The following is a 16,677-nucleotide window of genomic DNA, read 5'->3' as shown; positions in this document are numbered from 1 at the left end:
CCGGAGAAGCGGAAATGACGTATTGCGTGGGCCTGCGCCTGGACCGAGGGATCGTCTTCGCCTCCGACACGCGCACCAATGCCGGCGTCGACAATGTCTCCATCTTCAAGAAGATGCATATCTGGGAGCGGAAGGGCGAGCGGCTGCTCGTGCTTTTGTCCGCTGGCAATCTCTCGGTCACGCAATCTGTCGTCTCGCTCCTCAATGAAAGGCTGCACCTTGCTGCCGATGGCAGCGAACCATCGCTCATGACGGTGGAGACCATGTTTCAGGCGGCACGCCTCGTCGGGCAGACGGTGCGCGAAGCCCTCGCCGACCAGGACGAAGCCGCCAAGGAGAATCCGGGCCTCTTCTCCGCATCCTTCATCTTCGGGGGCCAGATCGAGGGAGACATTCACCGCCTCTTTCTGATCTACCAGGAAGGCAACTTCATCGAAGCGACCAAGGACACACCGTACTTCCAGATCGGCGAGCACAAATACGGCAAGCCGATCCTCGACCGCGTCACGGTGGCACCGATGCGCATGGGCGAAGCGGCGAAGCTCGTGCTCATCTCCTTCGATTCCACATTGCGCTCGAACCTGTCCGTCGGGCTGCCGATCGACCTCCTCATCTACCGCAAGGACACGCTGACGATCGGCGAGCAGCGGCGCATCGAGGCGGAAGATCCATATTTCCGCAAACTTTCGCATGCCTGGTCTGAGGCGCTGCGCGACGCTTTTGCCCGCATCGACGAGTACGAGGCGCTCGATGCCGGCGGGCCGCCCCCGATCAGCCTCGTGCCGTCGAAGCCGTCGGCCAAGGAAGAGGCTTAGGCGCCCTCGCCTCGCGAGCGGCCGCGCGACAGGATCCAATCCTGGTGCGTGCCGCACTACTGCGTTTTACCCTTTTCGATCGGCGCAGCCCTGCCTCCCCCGCGCGATGACCGTGCTTGATGCACTGATGCCGCCTCCTCGGTTGCCTGACGCTGGACACGTCGCGCGGTGTCGATGAAGGCCCGCAGCTTGGGCGAGAGCGAAGCGCGTTTCGGAAAATAGAGAAAGAGACCGGGCTCCTCGATCGCGGTGTGCGAGAGGAGCTGCACGAGCCGCCCTTCCGCGATGTCGGCGCGAACCAGCGGCTCAAAGAGGTAGGCGATCCCCAGCCCCTCCCGTGCAAGATCGAGCGCACTCATCGCATCGCTCACGACGAGCGGGCCGCGTGTCTCCACCGCGACATCCTTGCCGTTCTCCGAGAGCTCCCAGCGATAGAGAGCCCGCGAGCGGCTCCCGCGAAATCCGATGCAGTGATGCGCGGCGAGATCGGCAATCATCTCCGGCCGTCCACGGCTTGCGAGATAATGCGGCGAGGCCACAAGGATCGCCTTGAAGGGCGGGGTGAGACGGACGGCCACCATATCGCGCGCGATCATCTCGCCGAGACGAACCCCCGCATCGAAACCCTCGTCGACGATATCGGCAAGGCCCTCGTCGACGGTGATATCCACCGTCACATCCGGGTGCCGGTCGACCATCTCCTTCAGGATACGGGTGAGCGCCAGCGGCAAGGCGAGCCGCGGAGCGTTGAGCCGCAAGACGCCGCCCGGCCGCCCTTTCGCGGCCCGCAGGCGCTCGATTTCATCAGCGATATCGGCAAGCGCCGGCGAGACGCCGGCAAGAAGAGCCTCTCCCGCTTCCGTCAAAGCGACGCTCCTCGTGGTGCGCGCAAAGATCGCCTGGCCGAGCCTCTCCTCGACCAGGCGGACGGCGTGGCTCACCGCGGACGGGCTCATACCGAGTTCGCCGGCCGCCGCAGCGAAGCCCTTTCGCCTCGCGACGGCCGCCACGACGAACAGATGGCCGACAAGATCACGCTCCATTGCTGCACCCGATCGCACAGTGCATGCGCGGGAAACATCTTATCGCATGAAACCCGATCGCTCATGCTTCTTCCGATCCCGGCGAGCTTCCCGGCGCCGGATGGAGGGGATGATGACGATGGATTATTACACGCTCGGAAGAAGCGGCCTCAGAGTGAGTCGCCTCGCCCTCGGCACGATGACCTTCGGGACGGAATGGGGCTGGGGCGCGGACCGAGAGACGGCACAGTCCCTCGTCGACACATATCTGGAGGCAGGCGGCAACTTCTTCGACACGGCCGATCTCTATACGGAGGGCACGAGCGAGGAATGGCTCGGCGCATTCATCGCCGAACGGGGCCTTCGCGATCGCGCGGTGATCGCCACGAAATTCAGTTACAACGCCGAACCTGGCAATCCGAATACGGGCGGCAACGGCCGCAAGAATATCCTGCGGGCCCTCGAAGGCTCTCTGAAGCGGCTCAAAACCGATTATGTCGATCTCTACCTTCTGCACACCTGGGACCGGCTGACGCCAGCCGAAGAAGTGCTGCGCACGCTCGATGATCTCGTCGCGGCAGGCAAAGTCCGGCACATCGGTCTCTCCGACGTTCCGGCCTGGTATGCGGGGCGCGCACAGGCCATTGCCGAGCTGAGGGGCTTTGAGCCCGTCTGCACTCTTCAGCTCGAATACTCGCTGGCCGAGCGCAATATCGAGCACGAATTCGTGCCCTTCGGCCTTGCAACCGGCGCCGGCATCATGGCGTGGAGCCCGCTCGCGTCGGGGCTTCTCTCCGGCAAATATCGGACGGGAGAGCAGATTGCGGGACGGCTCGAGACTTTGAAAGGATCATCCAATCCCGGTTTTCAGAAATTCACCGACCAGAATTTTTCGATCGTCTCCGTCCTCGAAACCGTTGCCAACGAACTCGGCCGTTCGATGCCGCAGGTCGCCATCAACTGGGTGGCGACGCAGCCCGGCGTCGCCTCGGTCATCCTCGGGGCCACTCGGCACGCGCAGCTCACCGACACGCTCGGGGCACTCGATTTCGTCATTCCACCGGAGCTTCGGGCGCGTCTCGAGCAGGTGAGCCAGCCCGCCACCCCCTTCCCCTACACCTTCTTCGGTGCCGAGCTGCAGGGCGGCATCACAGGCGGGACAACCATCGGCGACAAGCCGGCCGGATACGCTCCGCCGACGGTCATCAAAGGCGCCTTTGCGGGCGTCGGCTGAGCCGGACCGATATCGGCGGCTCAACAAACATGGCCGGCCCAAGGGCCGGCCAATCTGCGCTGCCGAAGCGGCGGCGGGACCAAACAGTGACCCGCTTCCTACCGCATGGTCGGCATGATGAATTCAGCTCCGTCCTTGATGCCGGACGGCCAGCGCGAGGTCACCGTCTTCGTCTTCGTATAAAAACGAATGGAATCGGGGCCGTGCTGATTGAGATCGCCATAGCCGGACCGCTTCCAGCCGCCGAAGGTGTGATAGGCCAGCGGCACCGGGATCGGCACGTTGATGCCGACCATGCCGACTTCCACCTTCGAGGCGAAGTCGCGGGCGGCATCGCCGTCGCGCGTAAAGATCGCGACGCCGTTGCCGTATTCGTGCTTCGTCGGCAGGTCGAGCGCTTCCTGATAATCCTTGGCGCGAACGACGGAGAGGACAGGTCCGAAGATTTCCTCTTTGTAGATGCGCATGTCCGCCGTGACGCGGTCGAACAGGCAACCACCCATGTAGAAGCCATTCTCGTAGCCCTGCATGGTGAAGCCGCGGCCGTCGACGACGAGGTCGGCGCCCTCTTCGACACCGAGATCGACATAGCCGCGGACCTTCTTCACCGCCTCGGCCGTGACGAGCGGACCAAAATCGGCGTCGGGGTCGGTCGACAAACCGATCTTCAAGCTCTCCACGCGCGGAATGAGCTTCTCCATGAGCCGGTCAGCGGTCTCCTCGCCGACGGGGACGGCGACGGAAATCGCCATGCAGCGCTCACCGGCAGAGCCGTAGCCGGCGCCGATCAGGGCATCGACCGCACGGTCCATATCGGCGTCCGGCATGACGATCATGTGGTTCTTGGCGCCGCCGAAGCACTGCACGCGCTTTCCGGCCGCGCAGCCCTTCCCATAGATGTACTCGGCGATCGCAGACGAGCCGACGAAGCCGATCGCCTTGATGTCCGGATCCTCAAGAATTGAATCAACGGCCTCCTTGTCACCGTTGACGACGTTGAGAATTCCAGCCGGCAGTCCCGCCTCGATCATGAGCTCGGCGAGGCGCATGGGCACGCCGGGATCGCGCTCGGACGGCTTCAGGATGAAGGCGTTGCCGCAGGCGATCGCCGGGGCGAACTTCCACATCGGGATCATGGCCGGGAAGTTGAACGGCGTGATGCCGGCGACGACACCGAGAGGCTGGCGCATGGAGTACATGTCGATGCCCGGCCCGGCGTTCTCGGAGAATTCGCCCTTCATCAAATGGGGGATGCCGCAGGCGAACTCCGCCACTTCGAGGCCGCGCTGAATATCGCCGCGCGCATCCGGAACGGTTTTGCCATGCTCGCGCGCCAGAAGCTCGGCAAGGCTGTCGTATTCCTGATGTACGAGTTCGAGAAACTTCATCAAAACGCGGGCGCGCTTCTGCGGGTTCTGCGCCGCCCATCCCGGCTGCGCGGCCTTGGCGTTCTCCACCGCCTCACGCATTTCCGCGCGCGAGGCGAGCGCCACTTTCGCCTGCACCTCGCCGGTCATCGGCAAAAAGACGTCGGCCGTGCGCCCGCTCTTGCCCGCCACGTTGCGACCGCCGATGAAATGTCCGATTTCGCGCATTCAGTTCTCCTTGTCGCGCTCCTTCGATCCTGCTGCAGACATCCCGGAGCCTTGAGCGAGTGATCGCCGCAGAGGACGAGAAAAACAACCCCGGGCGGCCCACTCTTGCCCTGCGGCGATGACAATCCACCTGTTGTGGACCTATGGTCGGTCTGCATGCGGGGTTCGATGAGCACGAACTATCTCGATTTCTACATGATCGACGGCAGCGATATCGTGATCCGTCCTGCCCAGCGCGAGCGGCGATGGATGGATCAGACGAGCCATCGCTTCGCCTATCGCTGTCTGCCCCTCGCGATTGCCAACGCGCATTGCTGGGAAATCCTGAACCCTGCGAAATTCACCGCCAGCTGGGACGGCACCGATGCGCTGGAGGCGATCAATATCAGCTACCGAGAGACGCACCGGCATGCTGCGATGAGCCATTTCGGCCATGGCATTCTCACGTTCACGGTGCCGGCGCTGATCCGCACACCACCGGGATATGATCTTTGGGTCATGGGCCCACCCAACCTCATCAAGGCCGACATCCAGGCCCTCAACGGTGTGGTGGAGACGGATTGGGCGACCGCCACCTTCACCATGAACTGGCGCTTTACGCGCCCCGGTGCGAGCGTCACGTTCGACAAAGACGAGCCGTTCTGCGCGTTCTTTCCGATCCGCCGCGGCGAGATCGAAACCTTCGAAACACGCCGTCGGGCCCTCGGCGACGACCCGGAGCTTGCGGCCGCCTATCATGAATGGGCGGAAGGACGGCGAAGCTTCAACGAAGAGCTCGCCTCGCCCGATTCTGAAGCCGCGCGCAAGAAATGGCAGCGCGACTATTTGAAGGGGCCGCACGAAGCGTTGTCGCCACCACACCGCACCAAGGTCGTCTTGCACAAAACCAAGAAAACAGACGACTGATCGCATCCAAATCTTCGACCGCGCGAAGCCAGGCCAGACCTTCACGCATTTTTCACGCCGAAGAAGCCGGGAACCGCAACGATCCCGACGGCGTTTCTTGCTGCAAAAGAGCCGGCCCAACGGGGGCGCCGGACAAAGCAAAGGTTCTCCATGTCGGTCGGAACAATTCTTCTTATCATCTTGATCTTGATCCTCCTCGGTGCAGTGCCGGCCTGGCCCTATAGTCGTGGCTGGGGTTACGGCCCCTCCGGGATCGTCGGCCTCATCCTGGTCATCCTCATCATCATGCTCTTGCTGGGATATGTCTGAGGCGGCGTAGATCGGTCGCACCATCGCCTCGCTTGATGGGCGGGGCGCAGTCTTCCATATCAAGAACGAGGAGGCGGCGGTCTTTCACGGCCGCCGCCTTTTTGATGTGGACCTCGTTGGAGATGATGATGAGAAGAGCGATGTTGTTCAGCCTGGTTGCCGTGGCTTTCGGGGCGGTCACAGGGTCCGCACACAGCCAGGATTTTGACGCCGCCTCCGTCTTCACGACCAAATGCGCCACCTGCCACGGCACGCTGGCCCCCAACAAAGCCGCGATGGCAGAGCTCGACCTCGAACAATTTCAAGAAAAGATCGCCACCCACCCCAAGCTCGGCGGGGTCGTGGAAGGGCTGAGCGAGCCCCAGATCGAGGCCCTGCACAGCTACGTGCAGGAGAAATAGGCGACCGGCTGACCGCAGGCGACCGCGCGCCGCACTTCTTCCTCCCCCCGCCGCCGCCTAAGTCTCTTTTGTCCGACAATGAAGGCGCTCCCAAACGGGCGCGCCGATCGGTCAATGGGGGATCTTCATGAAATGGGCAGCACTCGGCCTCGTGGCGGTTGGCGGCGTTATCGGCCTGGCCGTTGCAGGCGCGACCACCACCGTGGTCGAGAAGACCGGCACCAACGAATTTTGCCTGGCCTGTCACGAAATGTCGTGGCCGCAGGAGACCTACACCCAGCAGGCGCACTACAAGAACGCCTCAGGCGTGCGCGCGCCCTGCATCACGTGCCATGTCGATAGCCACCCATGGACCGATTATCTGTGGGGCAAGGCGACGGCCGGCGCCAAGGACGTGTGGGGACACTTCACCGGCAGACTGTCGACGCGCGAGGAGTATGACGCCAAGCGCGAAGAGATGTCGGAACAGGTCTGGGCCTATCTGGAACGCACGGATTCGGAGACCTGTCGCTCCTGTCATGACGAAGCCGCCATGGCGCTTGAGAAACAGAGCCCGGCGGCACAATTTGCCCATCCGCAGGCGCAAGCCGCAAACCTCACCTGCATCTCCTGCCACAAGGGGATCGGCCACGGCCCGGTTGGCGACCAGGCGGCCGCAGCCGCGCATCGTCCGGCCAACGAGATGGCAGATCTTGCGGGCGAGCTCACCGACGTGCTTGGCTCTGAGAAGTGATGCGACGTGGCCGGCGTCTCTGATGGCGTCGGCCACGCAGCTTTTTGAGGCCAGATGTCACGACACCTTGAGACGACGCGTTTCGTCGCGCTGCCCCAGGAAGAGGTCTTCGACCTCGTGGCCGACGTTGAGAGCTATCCGGAATTTCTTCCAGGTTTTCTGGAGGCACGCATCCTGAAGCGAGACGGTGATGCCCTCCTCGTCATGCAGCGCGTCGGGCTGCCGGGCCTGACGATTTCATTTCGCAGCCGCGCCGAACTGACGCGCCCGACCCATCTTCTGATCACCTCCCACGACAAACCGTTTCGTTCGCTGCGCCATGAATGGCGGTTTGAGGCGATCGAAACGGCCCGCACCAAAGTGACGATGCGCGTCGACTTCGCCCTCGTGGGTGCGGGACTTGGCGGTTTCAAGGAAGCTGTGGTGCGCCAGCTCTATGCCCGCTCCGTGGAGGCCTTTGAGGCACGCGCCCGGGAGCAGGCGCTCGCGCGAAGCCGCAAAGCCCGCAACGGCAATGCTGGCGGGGACGCCGGCGGGAACACATAAGCTGTGCGCGGCCGAGAGATAACGGCGCGCCGCGGCTTGACGGTGAAAAAACCCCACCGTATATCGCACGCGGTCCGTTAGCCTTGCATCGCGAGGCGGCCTGCGGGCGGCGGAGTAGCTCAGTCGGTTAGAGCAGCGGAATCATAATCCGCGTGTCGGGGGTTCGAGTCCCTCCTCCGCTACCAGACTTTTTATTCAGTAAAACCAAGCGGTTACGTGTCTCTCTTAACGTGGCGACTGGGATACATCTCCCGGTCATGTACGGGAAGATGTAACCCATGGGGCGCACCTCCTACTTGCTACGCCGAGGCGGCCGGTACTACCTCCAGGTGCGTGCGGCGAAATGCGCAGCACCGCTCCTCGGTAAGACACTCTTGAGGACCTCGCTGCAGACAAGTGACTTCCGCACCGCGCGGCGCCGACTGCACCAGTGCCTGCCCTGGGTCTTTTCGATGAACGACAACATCAACTACGGAGAGCTCTTTGCGCGGAACCTCCGGGAGATCCGCAATTACCTGAGCCAGTCGGTTCTTGACGACGACGCCCTCTTCGCGCGCCGCGCCTTTGAAGAGATGCTGAAAAACCTCAACCGAAGGGCCGAAGCGCAAGGCGCTCATCCGGCGGTGGTGGCGCCCGACTACTTCATGCTCTTTCAGCAGTTCGCTCAGCAGAACGTTCGCGCCGAATCCACGCTGCGTGACCGCGGCCTTGCCGAAGCCTATGAGCGTGGCCGGACGGACGCGCAAGGCGAGACGCCTCCCCCACCGGCGAAGCGGGACGAGGTCTCACCGGCTCCGGCTGCCGCGTCTTCGTCCTCGCTGAGACGCGTCCGAATCTCCGAGGCGCTGGAGATGTTTCTGGAGCACAGCCGCGAGACGAAAGGCGATGACCGGGCTCGGAGCCATGTCGGACTAATCGTCCAGTTCCTCATCGACACTCTCGGGGATCCGATCCTCGCCGACGTCTCCCTGGATGAGCTCAAGGAGATCGACCGGATGCTGCCCGACATCCCGAACCGGAAAGGGCTTCCACCGGCTGCGAAGAAATCGCTCGCCACGCGATACGCCTACGCCAAGGAGCGCGGCTGGAAAGGGCTTGAGCGCCTGACAGAGGCTCGCCTTCGCAATGGCTACCATGCCAGCCTCTCCCAGTTCTTCGGCTGGGCCATCGGCGCAAACGTGTTTCCCAAGCCCAAGCCGATCTTTCACTGCGTGAGCAAAGAGAATCTCGCCTCCCTGCCCCGCGACGCCTTCGAGGACGACGAGCTTCTCAAGATCGTGCGCATGCCGCTCTTCACCGGCTGCTACAGCGAAACGTGGATCTGGACGCCGGGTGACTATTTCATCCAGAACCATCTCTACTGGGGCTATCTGATCCTGTTCCTCTCCGGCATGCGACCGGGCGAAGTCGGGCAGCTGCGCGTATCGGATATCGTCAAACACGGCGATCACTACTATTTCGACCTGAGGCCATTCGATCCGAGGAAGGGTCGCGTAGCGCTGAAAGAAGTCCGGCAATTCAAGACCGATGCATCGGCTCGTGTCATCCCGGTCCATCCGCTTCTCATCGAACTTGGGCTGATGGAGCGGGTCGAGGATCTCGAGAGAGCTGGAAGCGTGCGTCTCTTCCCGGAATGGGCCCCATACCAGAAGAAGACCGGTGAGGTGCGGTGGGGTCAGCCAATCACGAAAAGCTGGCAGTATCTGAAAGGGCGGCTCGACCTCGGAAGGTCAGATGTCACCCTCTACAGCACGCGCCACTGGATGGCGGAGATGCTCGACGAAACGAACGCGCCGTCGCGTACGCGAAATCGCGTCATGGGCCACGCCGACAAGAACGACATGCCGGGCCGATACGGACGGAAGTCGCGGCTGGGAGCGAAGCAGACGGAACTCGTCACCTCGGCCGCCGACGATCTCATTGAGAAGATGAGACCGATCCTGCTTGAGCCGAAACAGCGGGCGGATAGGGGCGAACTTACCAAGCTCAAGCCTTGGCTGAAGAAGGCGAACTGGGCGAAGCTCCCGCCGAACGCTCGCTAACGTGACCCTTCTCTACCGAGGCTCCGGCAGCGCCGCCGGGCAGCCGTTAACCATGTACTAACGTACTGAGCTCACGTACAAAATCGGAGCTGCTACATTCCTTCTACTCTCGATGACGGGAGCACTAAAGCGGCCACCGGCGCTGCGGGAACAGCGACCGGTGGCCTGACCACCACAAGCATTAGGAGTGCTTGCCATGGCTGACAGCCTTCGTAGCCCGAGATGGGCCCTTCTCGAAATCCCCTTGTCGCTTGTACTCTTGCACGGACAGCCGTCTGCGTCGCCCGGCGCAGCGCGCCGCCTCGCCTGATCCGCTTCTTCATCTGATCTGACGATCGGGAAGAGCGGCTGGCCGACGGCTGACGCCCGGCGGATTCCTCGAACATTGCAAATGCCTTCCCCCGCCGCCAGCGCGGCTGGGAACGATGGCGGCTGCGCGTGTTCTGAGTGATCCGCTGCGGACATCATCCTCCGTCATCCTCCGTCCACCGAAGGCCCCCGCGTCCCCAACGCCTTCGCGGCGTCAGCCGTCCGCTGGCCGCTCTCTCCGTTCGTCTCCTCAACACACCACACCTCGATTGAAGGAAGACACCCATGCCCGAAATCATTTCCACCGCCGCCACCGAGTCCGCCGCGAGCACCGATCTCGCTGAGGACGACGCCATTCATCCCGAGACCGAAGCGGCACCGGCCACGGCCGAAGTGGCACCGGCCGCGACCATCACTTCCGATGCCCAGCCGAACAGCGCTCCCACCGGCACCGACGCTGAGGCGGTGCCCGAAGACGGGAATGAACCGGCGGCTGGGGTTCTCAACCTCAGCGCCGAAGATCTGGCGCCGCTGTCGTTCTGCGCCACCGACCTCGGCAGCCTCAGTGTAATCCGGAGGCTGGACGCGATGTCCGGTCCGCTCTCGGCACGCTCTGCAGAGAACGTCGTCGGTACTGCCCGCGCTTTCGCTGTCCCTTTCCGGCACTTCGAGGCGCTGCGCGAATTCGGCGTCAGGTCGGGCGAGGCAGTGACCTACATCCTGGTCGGCCGCGAAAACGAGGAAACACTCGCCTATGTCGGCGAGACCTCCAACGTCATGAAGCGCCTGGCCCGGCATCGCTGTGACAAGGACAAGGCCTTCGCCGAGATGGTCTTCGTCGTCACCTCCAAGAGCGGCCTCAACTCGAAAGATTTGGCCCGCCACCGGCAGGCAAAATATGCGGCCCTCATCGCCGCTTCCGGCCGTGCGAAGCTTGTCGGCGCGCCGCCGGAAGCGGCGGAGCTCCCGCCCGTCTTCGCCGCCATTGCCGATCCGCTCCTGGACCAGGAGCGCCCGCTTCTCTGGGACCTCGGCTGCCTCCTCCTGGAGCCTTCGCTGCGCCACCCTGCGCTCGGCATCGTCGATGCGGAGGCTGCCGATCCCGCCCTGGTCTCGCCCGAACAGGCGAAGCGCCCGATGATGGAGCTCGCCTACGCCGATCTCTTCGCGCGCGGGCTCGAATGCGACAGTCTTTTCATCGTGCTGCCCGGCTCGGAGGTCCGCGTTCTGGGCGAGAACGGCAACGAGGAGAGCAGCGTCCGGACCCGCCGCGCGATCCTGGAGAAGCGGGGCGTTCTCACCCCGATCCCCGACGTCGCCGATCGGCAGCGGCTGAACGCGGCCGTGGCGTTCTGGTCGAAGTCCATCGCCGCTCGCGTGCTCGCCGGATCGCACGTCCCGAGCAATGTGTGGCGTCCGATCCACCCGTGGCGGTCGCTCGAAGTCATCGAGTAGTCCGGGCTCCATCCCCATAACTCCACAGCACGAGAACAAAGCCGGACCGGCACCGCCGGTCCGGCAGGACGAACTCGTCTTCTTTCAAGGAAAGACAAGATGCACATTCTCGAACCGCAAGGATTCACGACGCCGCTTGGCCGTGACCTGGAACGCGCCGAGAGCCTCGTCGCAGACCTCCGCGCGCTACATGAGGGCCGGATTCCGACACCGCAGGACCTCGTCGATGCACCGCTCATCGACCGGTGGGCCTTCGTCACCATCCCCGGCACGGCGCTCATCGGTCACGTCTTCGGCCATCCGCTCCTCGGCACGCGCGAAGTCCTCACTTCGGCTGTCTGGGTCGCCGCACCAGGCCATGCCTTTGTGCGCACGCTCTCCCGCTACTACCGCCTCGGCCTCCCGGCCGAAGAGACGGAGATCGGCTCATGAGCGACGACAAGAAGAAGAGCGCGCTCGCCGACTTCGCCAAGCGTCCCGGTCGCGATGACGATGACGACGACCCGCCTTCCCCGGTGTGGCCGGATCCAGATCCCGAAGGAAGGGAAAGGCGCGAGCGCAGATGGTTCCGGCGAGAGAAGGCCGCGAAGGAAAGGCGGCATCTGCCCGACCTCGCCGAGCTCATTCTCGGAATGCCCTTCTTCGGCAACGACATCTCGGCGGATGTGCAGACATGGGCGGAGCGCGTCTACCCGCTCATCCCGGAAGACGACCGCGGCGATCACCGGGCGCTGCGCCATCATCTGACGCTCCTCACCGTTTCCGCCAGCCTGGACGACCTGAAGGAAGCTTCCGAAGCTTTCCGCCAAGCCGGGAAGCTAAAGCGCACCGATAAGGCGGAGGCCGCGATGCGGCTCGACTACTATCGCGCCTGTGTTGGCGACCGGCACACCCCCTGGCGGATTGCGGGAGAAGCGATCTCCCGCGCGCATGACCGAAAAACGCCGCAGGATCAGGCACTCGACTATGCGATTGCCGCCGTTGGCTGGCTCATCCATGCGGGCCGCTACGAGCCGCTTTCCGCGGACCGACTCGCCCACCAGCCGTCCCGGCCGCGATCGAGCTTCCGGAACGACGCGACCGATCTCGGTCTTGATCTGCTGGAGCGCATTCTCAATGAGCGGGAACGGCGCCTTTTTCGGCGCGTGGAGACCTATTTCAAGCGGCTCTACGAACCGGACAGGGTCGGCATGGCAGCGCCGCCCGATGCCAGAGAGGCCAGAGCTGGCGACCTCAAGCCGGGAGATCCGGGCGTCGTCGTCTTCCGCGCGGTCGGCAACGTCGAGACTTCGCAGCGCGTGGCGAGAGAGTTCTCCCGGCTCCTCAACAAGCGTCTGCGGCTAGCCCGGCGGCCCGACCTCGCGGCCGTCTCCAAAGCTCTCGCCGATGAGTTTCCGCATGCCGCGGAAATTATTTCCGCGATCCTTTCCGAACTCGTCCCCCTCGACATCGTCAGGCTCCGGCCGATCCTCCTGGTCGGCGAACCCGGCGCAGGCAAGACCCGCTTTGCCGGGCAGCTCTGCGATGCCCTCTCCCTCCCGCACGAAACGTATTCATGTGGCGGTGTCGGCGACGCCGCGCTCGGCGGAACGGCAAGGCGCTGGATGTCGGCCGAGCCTTCTCTCCCGGTGAGCCTGATCCGTCGTCTCCGGCACGCATCGCCTGGGATCATTCTGGACGAGATCGAAAAGGTGGGAACCGGTCGTCATAACGGGAACGTTCTCGATGCCTTGCTGCCGATGCTCGAGCCGCTGTCGGCAGCGCACTGGCACGACCCGTACATTCAGGCGCCCGTCGACCTGTCTCATGTCGTCTGGATCGCCACGGCGAACGAGCTCCGAAGCCTGCCTGCTCCGCTGAGGGATCGTTTCCGGGTATTCCGTTTCCCGGAGCCCGGACCGGAGCACCTCGTGCCCCTTGCCGACCGGCTGATGGCAGAGATCATCGTCGAGCGTGGGCTGGACCGGCGCTGGGCGATCCCCCTCGATGGCGAAGAACTCGAAGCGCTCCGCGCAGCATGGCCGGGTGGCTCGGTCCGTCTTCTGCGGCGGCTCGTGGAGCGCCTCCTGACAGCGCGCGACCGATGGAAGGCGGAAGAGGAAGTGCAGTGACCGACTTCAGGATCCGGCGCGTCACCCACCGGCTGAGGCCTCCCGAAATCCGCTGCGGCGAGCCCGATAACGTGCCCGCAACTCAGGATGACTTGCGGGCATGCGTTTCAGGGCCCCGAGACAAACGATTCAGAACTCCGCACATTCGTTTTGAAGGTCCCAGATCTTTGTTACGCTTCTCCGCGCATTTGTTCCGCTTCCCGAAGACTTTTGTTTCACCACTTGCTGGCAAAGCAGAATAAATTACGGGCACGTTGCGCGCACCTTGCGATGCGACAGGCGACCTCTCTCACAGGCATGGCAGTCCGGAACCTCACCGGCCGCATCGAGCCGAGCGCCAGAAACCGGGACTTGCCTGGGGAGCGCCTGCCCCCTCTTCCCAATCTGCGAACCCGACCGGCGGCCCCGGATGCGCCGTGACACGCGCGTGACCGGCTGGGGGCGGGCGAGCCCCAAGACGCGGCTATGCAGAAGCTGATCTCGCTTCTGCACGCTTGCGATGACGAGCATTCTCGCACGGGCTCCCATCTCTCGGCTGCCGGGTTCGATCCTAACCGCTCAGATCTCCGCCCCACCAGCAGGCGCCCGCGGCTGACGTTTCCGGTCCACCGGCTCAGCCGTCAACATTCCTTGCCCCGTGATAGACTCCCCCCATTACTCCATGGTTGCGAAACTAATGCGCAGAGTTCTGAATCAAAAATCTCAGAGCCCGGCGAAACAAATGTCCCGGGGTTCTGAATCGAATGTCGGAAGAACGACGTTCGGCTCTCCCTGGAGGGAAGCACGGCACCGGCAGCCCGCCGGGCGCCGTGAAGAAGAAGCCCTGAGGGCATTCCGCTGGCCTTCACCGGCCCCTCACACCCCGGATCGCCTGCGTACAGTTCTCTCAGAGCTTTTCGACGGTATCCAAGGCCCCTTTGACCGAGTTTTTCGGTATCCATCGGGGCATCCGTGAGTTGTGTCGCCGTTTCTTGAAATGATTTTTCAGCACAACTCAGAGTGACACCGGCGTACTTCTGGGCGTTGCTCTGCGTCCCCTCGCACGCTTGCCCCTCGTTTTTCGATATTGTTTAGCGCACACCACCGGCAGCAACATAGTCGATCACAGAATATTACAATGCATTCGCGTAGCATATGATCGTTAACCCGATTAATATCGGCGCGTCTGGCATCCATCCAGTGTATATATATACTATATATCTCGGCTTTCCGATATATTTGCTGTTTTGACGATCATAAATGCTTATGTCATATTATTCATGTGCTCGCGATCGCGCGCACGATCTCTTAATTTAGTCAGGAGTACCTCAATGGACGTTGAAATCGACTATTCTCGCCTCCCTAAGGGCGTCGCAGACGGACTGCGCGAGGCAGAGGAGATCGTCAGTCAGCTGGGCCGCGCCGACGCGCAGCATGCCTTCGCCTACGGGGAGGCCTTCGCCACGGCGCAGGATCTCATCCTCTCCGAAGCGAGCGGCCTCGAACCCCAGGAGAAGAAGGCTTTCGCGAAGGCGTGGTACAAGAAGGTCCGCTTCACCCCGAGGCATGTCGCGAACTTCGTTGCCGTTCACCGCAACCTGGGCGCCTACAGGGAGCGGGCCGTGAAGCTGGGTATTCCGCCCACGGTTCTCTTCACCGTTGCGACCGCACCGGCGGAGAAGGTCGACGCCGTGATCTCCTCTTTCGAGGAGGGTCGGCCCATGAAGGTGACGGAGGTGAAGGCGTTCCTGCGCGGCGGCGCGGCCGAGGAGGATCCGTCCGAGGTCGGTGGTCTCAAGGTGCTGGCCGACATCGGGGCACGCAATGCGAGGTTCCAGGCCAAGCTGACGGCGCGCTGGCTCGTAGAGGCGCTGCCGCCGATCCTCACCGCGGCGGAGCAGAAGCTCAGCGACCGGGCCGTCGTGCGGCGCAAGTTGGCCGACCGCATCATCGCACGGGCGGGGATGGCGGCACGGAGCCTCCATGGGCTCCTGGCGACTGACCTGGTCCACCGGGCCGACGAGGACAGGGAGGCGGCCCCCGCCGTCCCGGAGGAGTGGCGGAAGCTCCCGCTCCTTCTCTTCCACCTGCAGGAGCGGAAGAGCTGGCCGAAGGGCGACGATTTCCATGCCTGGCTGACCGGCGAGGTCATCCCGGCTCTCCTCTGGGCTGCCGAGGGAGCGGTCCCGGCGAAGCTCCACCGGCGGGCCCTCGCCGTGCTGGAGGGCGAAGGCGCAGCGGAGACCGGCCACCCGGCGGCCATCGCCGAAGAGCCTGCGGACGAGATCGCTTCGCACGAACCGGCAGAAGCCGACGCGGAGGAGGCATCTGTCCTGAACGTCGAACTGGCTCCGGAGCCGACCGCAGCCCCTGCCCCGCGCAAGCGCCGGACCCGTCGGCCGAAGAACGACAACACGAACGCGGCCTCCGCCGCAGCGTGATGCTCTCCCGGGCGGGCGGCCTCGGCCGCCCGCCTGGAAATCATTTCCGCGGCCAAGGCGCCCACCGGCACAGCCCTCAGACAAGGCGCCACCCTTCGGCCACGCACCTCCGTCCCGCAGGAACCCGATCATGAGAAAGCCGAAGCCACGCCGTCCGGACCAGAAGGAGAAGCAGAGGGCCTACCGCGCCCGGCAGAAGGCGGAGCGGATCCCCTCGCGCGACGACGTCGCCCGCATCGTCCTGCACTGGGCGATCACTGGCGCCCTCCAGCCCGGACAGGAGAAGCAACTCGCGGGCCTCCGGAAGATCGTGATCGAACGTCTGGAGGAGCAGGAGTTCTCCGAAGAAGGAGCAAGGCGCCGTTTCGACGAGATCGTGGAGCGCTACGAGAACGGCTGGGATTTCCGCGGCAAGCCCCACCTTCGCAGGGTCATTCACGGCACTCCCGATGACATGCCGACATGACTCCCCCATTACTACCCGAAACGACGTTCCCGAGATTTCCGATTCACCGATTAACGGCGTTGCCATCTGAATCGCATGCTCTCTCATGAGAGTGCCTCAACACCATTGAGGTGAGCGCGCACGTAGTGCGCTCGGAACGCGGCTCTTGCCCACCTGAAAGCTGGGGGAACAGTCCTTCGTGGCTCGGAAGATTCGCTCCCGGCCAACGTCTGACATTTGTGAACGCGCGGGCCGCACCTCAGCGGCGAAGCAGGCGACCGGCAATGTTCAGGCAACACTCGCGTTCAACTGTATCGGTACCCGCGCAGCCCCT

The 16,677-nt window shown here is 63.7% G+C and carries 15 protein-coding genes and 1 tRNA gene; 14 read left to right on the top strand and 2 right to left on the bottom strand.

All coding sequences use genetic code 11. The features are described from left to right. Positions 1 to 14 precede the first annotated feature (14 nt). Positions 15 to 815 (top strand): proteasome-type protease, encoded by an 801-nt coding sequence (locus L0F51_RS01695; RefSeq protein ID WP_234627672.1) that lies wholly within the window; start codon positions 15 to 17, stop codon positions 813 to 815. Positions 816 to 871: 56 nt separating this feature from the next. Here L0F51_RS01695 and L0F51_RS01690 read toward each other — a convergent pair whose 3' ends face one another. After that, positions 872 to 1,858 carry a LysR family transcriptional regulator gene (locus tag L0F51_RS01690; protein ID WP_234627671.1) on the bottom strand — a complete coding sequence of 329 codons (987 nt, stop codon included), beginning with the start codon at positions 1,856 to 1,858 and terminating at the stop codon, positions 872 to 874. 112 nt (positions 1,859 to 1,970) lie between these two features. On the opposite strand from L0F51_RS01690, the gene L0F51_RS01685 reads away from it, so the two are divergent. Continuing rightward, positions 1,971 to 3,071 carry an aldo/keto reductase gene (locus L0F51_RS01685; RefSeq protein ID WP_234629299.1) on the top strand — a complete coding sequence of 367 codons (1,101 nt, stop codon included), beginning with the start codon at positions 1,971 to 1,973 and terminating at the stop codon, positions 3,069 to 3,071. Between the two features lie 98 nt (positions 3,072 to 3,169). Here L0F51_RS01685 and L0F51_RS01680 read toward each other — a convergent pair whose 3' ends face one another. Further along, positions 3,170 to 4,666, bottom strand: coding sequence for a CoA-acylating methylmalonate-semialdehyde dehydrogenase (locus tag L0F51_RS01680; RefSeq protein WP_128293769.1), 1,497 nt, complete (start codon positions 4,664 to 4,666; stop codon positions 3,170 to 3,172). Between the two features lie 168 nt (positions 4,667 to 4,834). Between L0F51_RS01680 and L0F51_RS01675 the strand changes: the two genes are divergently transcribed. The 12 genes from L0F51_RS01675 (at position 4,835) to L0F51_RS01620 (ending at position 16,364) form a co-directional block, all read left to right on the top strand. Beyond that, a complete protein-coding gene (locus L0F51_RS01675) occupies positions 4,835 to 5,572 on the top strand; it encodes a DUF6065 family protein (protein ID WP_234627670.1) in 738 nt (245 codons plus the stop codon). Between the two features lie 150 nt (positions 5,573 to 5,722). Further along, entirely contained in the window at positions 5,723 to 5,881 is a 159-nt protein-coding gene (locus L0F51_RS01670; protein WP_128293767.1) for a DUF3309 family protein, read from the top strand. Positions 5,882 to 6,021: 140 nt separating this feature from the next. Further along, positions 6,022 to 6,282, top strand: a complete 261-nt coding sequence (locus L0F51_RS01665) for a hypothetical protein (protein WP_234627669.1) — start codon at positions 6,022 to 6,024, stop codon at positions 6,280 to 6,282. Between the two features lie 127 nt (positions 6,283 to 6,409). Further along, complete coding sequence (locus L0F51_RS01660) at positions 6,410 to 7,015, top strand: NapC/NirT family cytochrome c (protein ID WP_234627668.1); 606 nt, start codon at positions 6,410 to 6,412, stop codon at positions 7,013 to 7,015. A 54-nt stretch (positions 7,016 to 7,069) separates the two neighbouring features. Then, positions 7,070 to 7,561: a type II toxin-antitoxin system RatA family toxin gene (locus L0F51_RS01655; protein WP_234627667.1), complete on the top strand. Its 492-nt coding sequence runs from the start codon at positions 7,070 to 7,072 to the stop codon at positions 7,559 to 7,561. Positions 7,562 to 7,669: 108 nt separating this feature from the next. Beyond that, a tRNA-Met gene (locus L0F51_RS01650) sits at positions 7,670 to 7,746 on the top strand. A gap of 93 nt (positions 7,747 to 7,839) precedes the next feature. Next, positions 7,840 to 9,603: a site-specific integrase gene (locus L0F51_RS01645; protein ID WP_234627666.1), complete on the top strand. Its 1,764-nt coding sequence runs from the start codon at positions 7,840 to 7,842 to the stop codon at positions 9,601 to 9,603. A 594-nt stretch (positions 9,604 to 10,197) separates the two neighbouring features. After that, complete coding sequence (locus L0F51_RS01640; RefSeq protein ID WP_234627665.1) at positions 10,198 to 11,367, top strand: hypothetical protein; 1,170 nt, start codon at positions 10,198 to 10,200, stop codon at positions 11,365 to 11,367. 99 nt (positions 11,368 to 11,466) lie between these two features. Beyond that, the gene (locus tag L0F51_RS01635; RefSeq protein ID WP_234627664.1) at positions 11,467 to 11,799 is read left to right on the top strand and encodes a DUF6634 family protein; all 333 of its coding nucleotides are present in this window, start codon (positions 11,467 to 11,469) and stop codon (positions 11,797 to 11,799) included. Beyond that, positions 11,796 to 13,478 carry an AAA family ATPase gene (locus L0F51_RS01630; protein WP_234627663.1) on the top strand — a complete coding sequence of 561 codons (1,683 nt, stop codon included), beginning with the start codon at positions 11,796 to 11,798 and terminating at the stop codon, positions 13,476 to 13,478. The genes L0F51_RS01635 and L0F51_RS01630 overlap by 4 nt, the downstream gene beginning before the upstream one ends. Positions 13,479 to 14,788: 1,310 nt before the next feature. Then, entirely contained in the window at positions 14,789 to 15,898 is a 1,110-nt protein-coding gene (locus tag L0F51_RS01625) for a hypothetical protein (RefSeq protein WP_234627662.1), read from the top strand. A gap of 130 nt (positions 15,899 to 16,028) precedes the next feature. Continuing rightward, positions 16,029 to 16,364 carry a hypothetical protein gene (locus tag L0F51_RS01620; RefSeq protein WP_234627661.1) on the top strand — a complete coding sequence of 112 codons (336 nt, stop codon included), beginning with the start codon at positions 16,029 to 16,031 and terminating at the stop codon, positions 16,362 to 16,364. The last annotated feature ends 313 nt before the right edge of the window (positions 16,365 to 16,677 follow it).

It is taken from the genome of Afifella sp. H1R (assembly GCF_021462425.1).
GTDB classification, from domain to species: domain Bacteria; phylum Pseudomonadota; class Alphaproteobacteria; order Rhizobiales; family Afifellaceae; genus Afifella; species Afifella aestuarii.
Note: the sequence above shows the minus strand (reverse complement) of the source record. Positions and strands in the feature narration are given on the sequence as shown.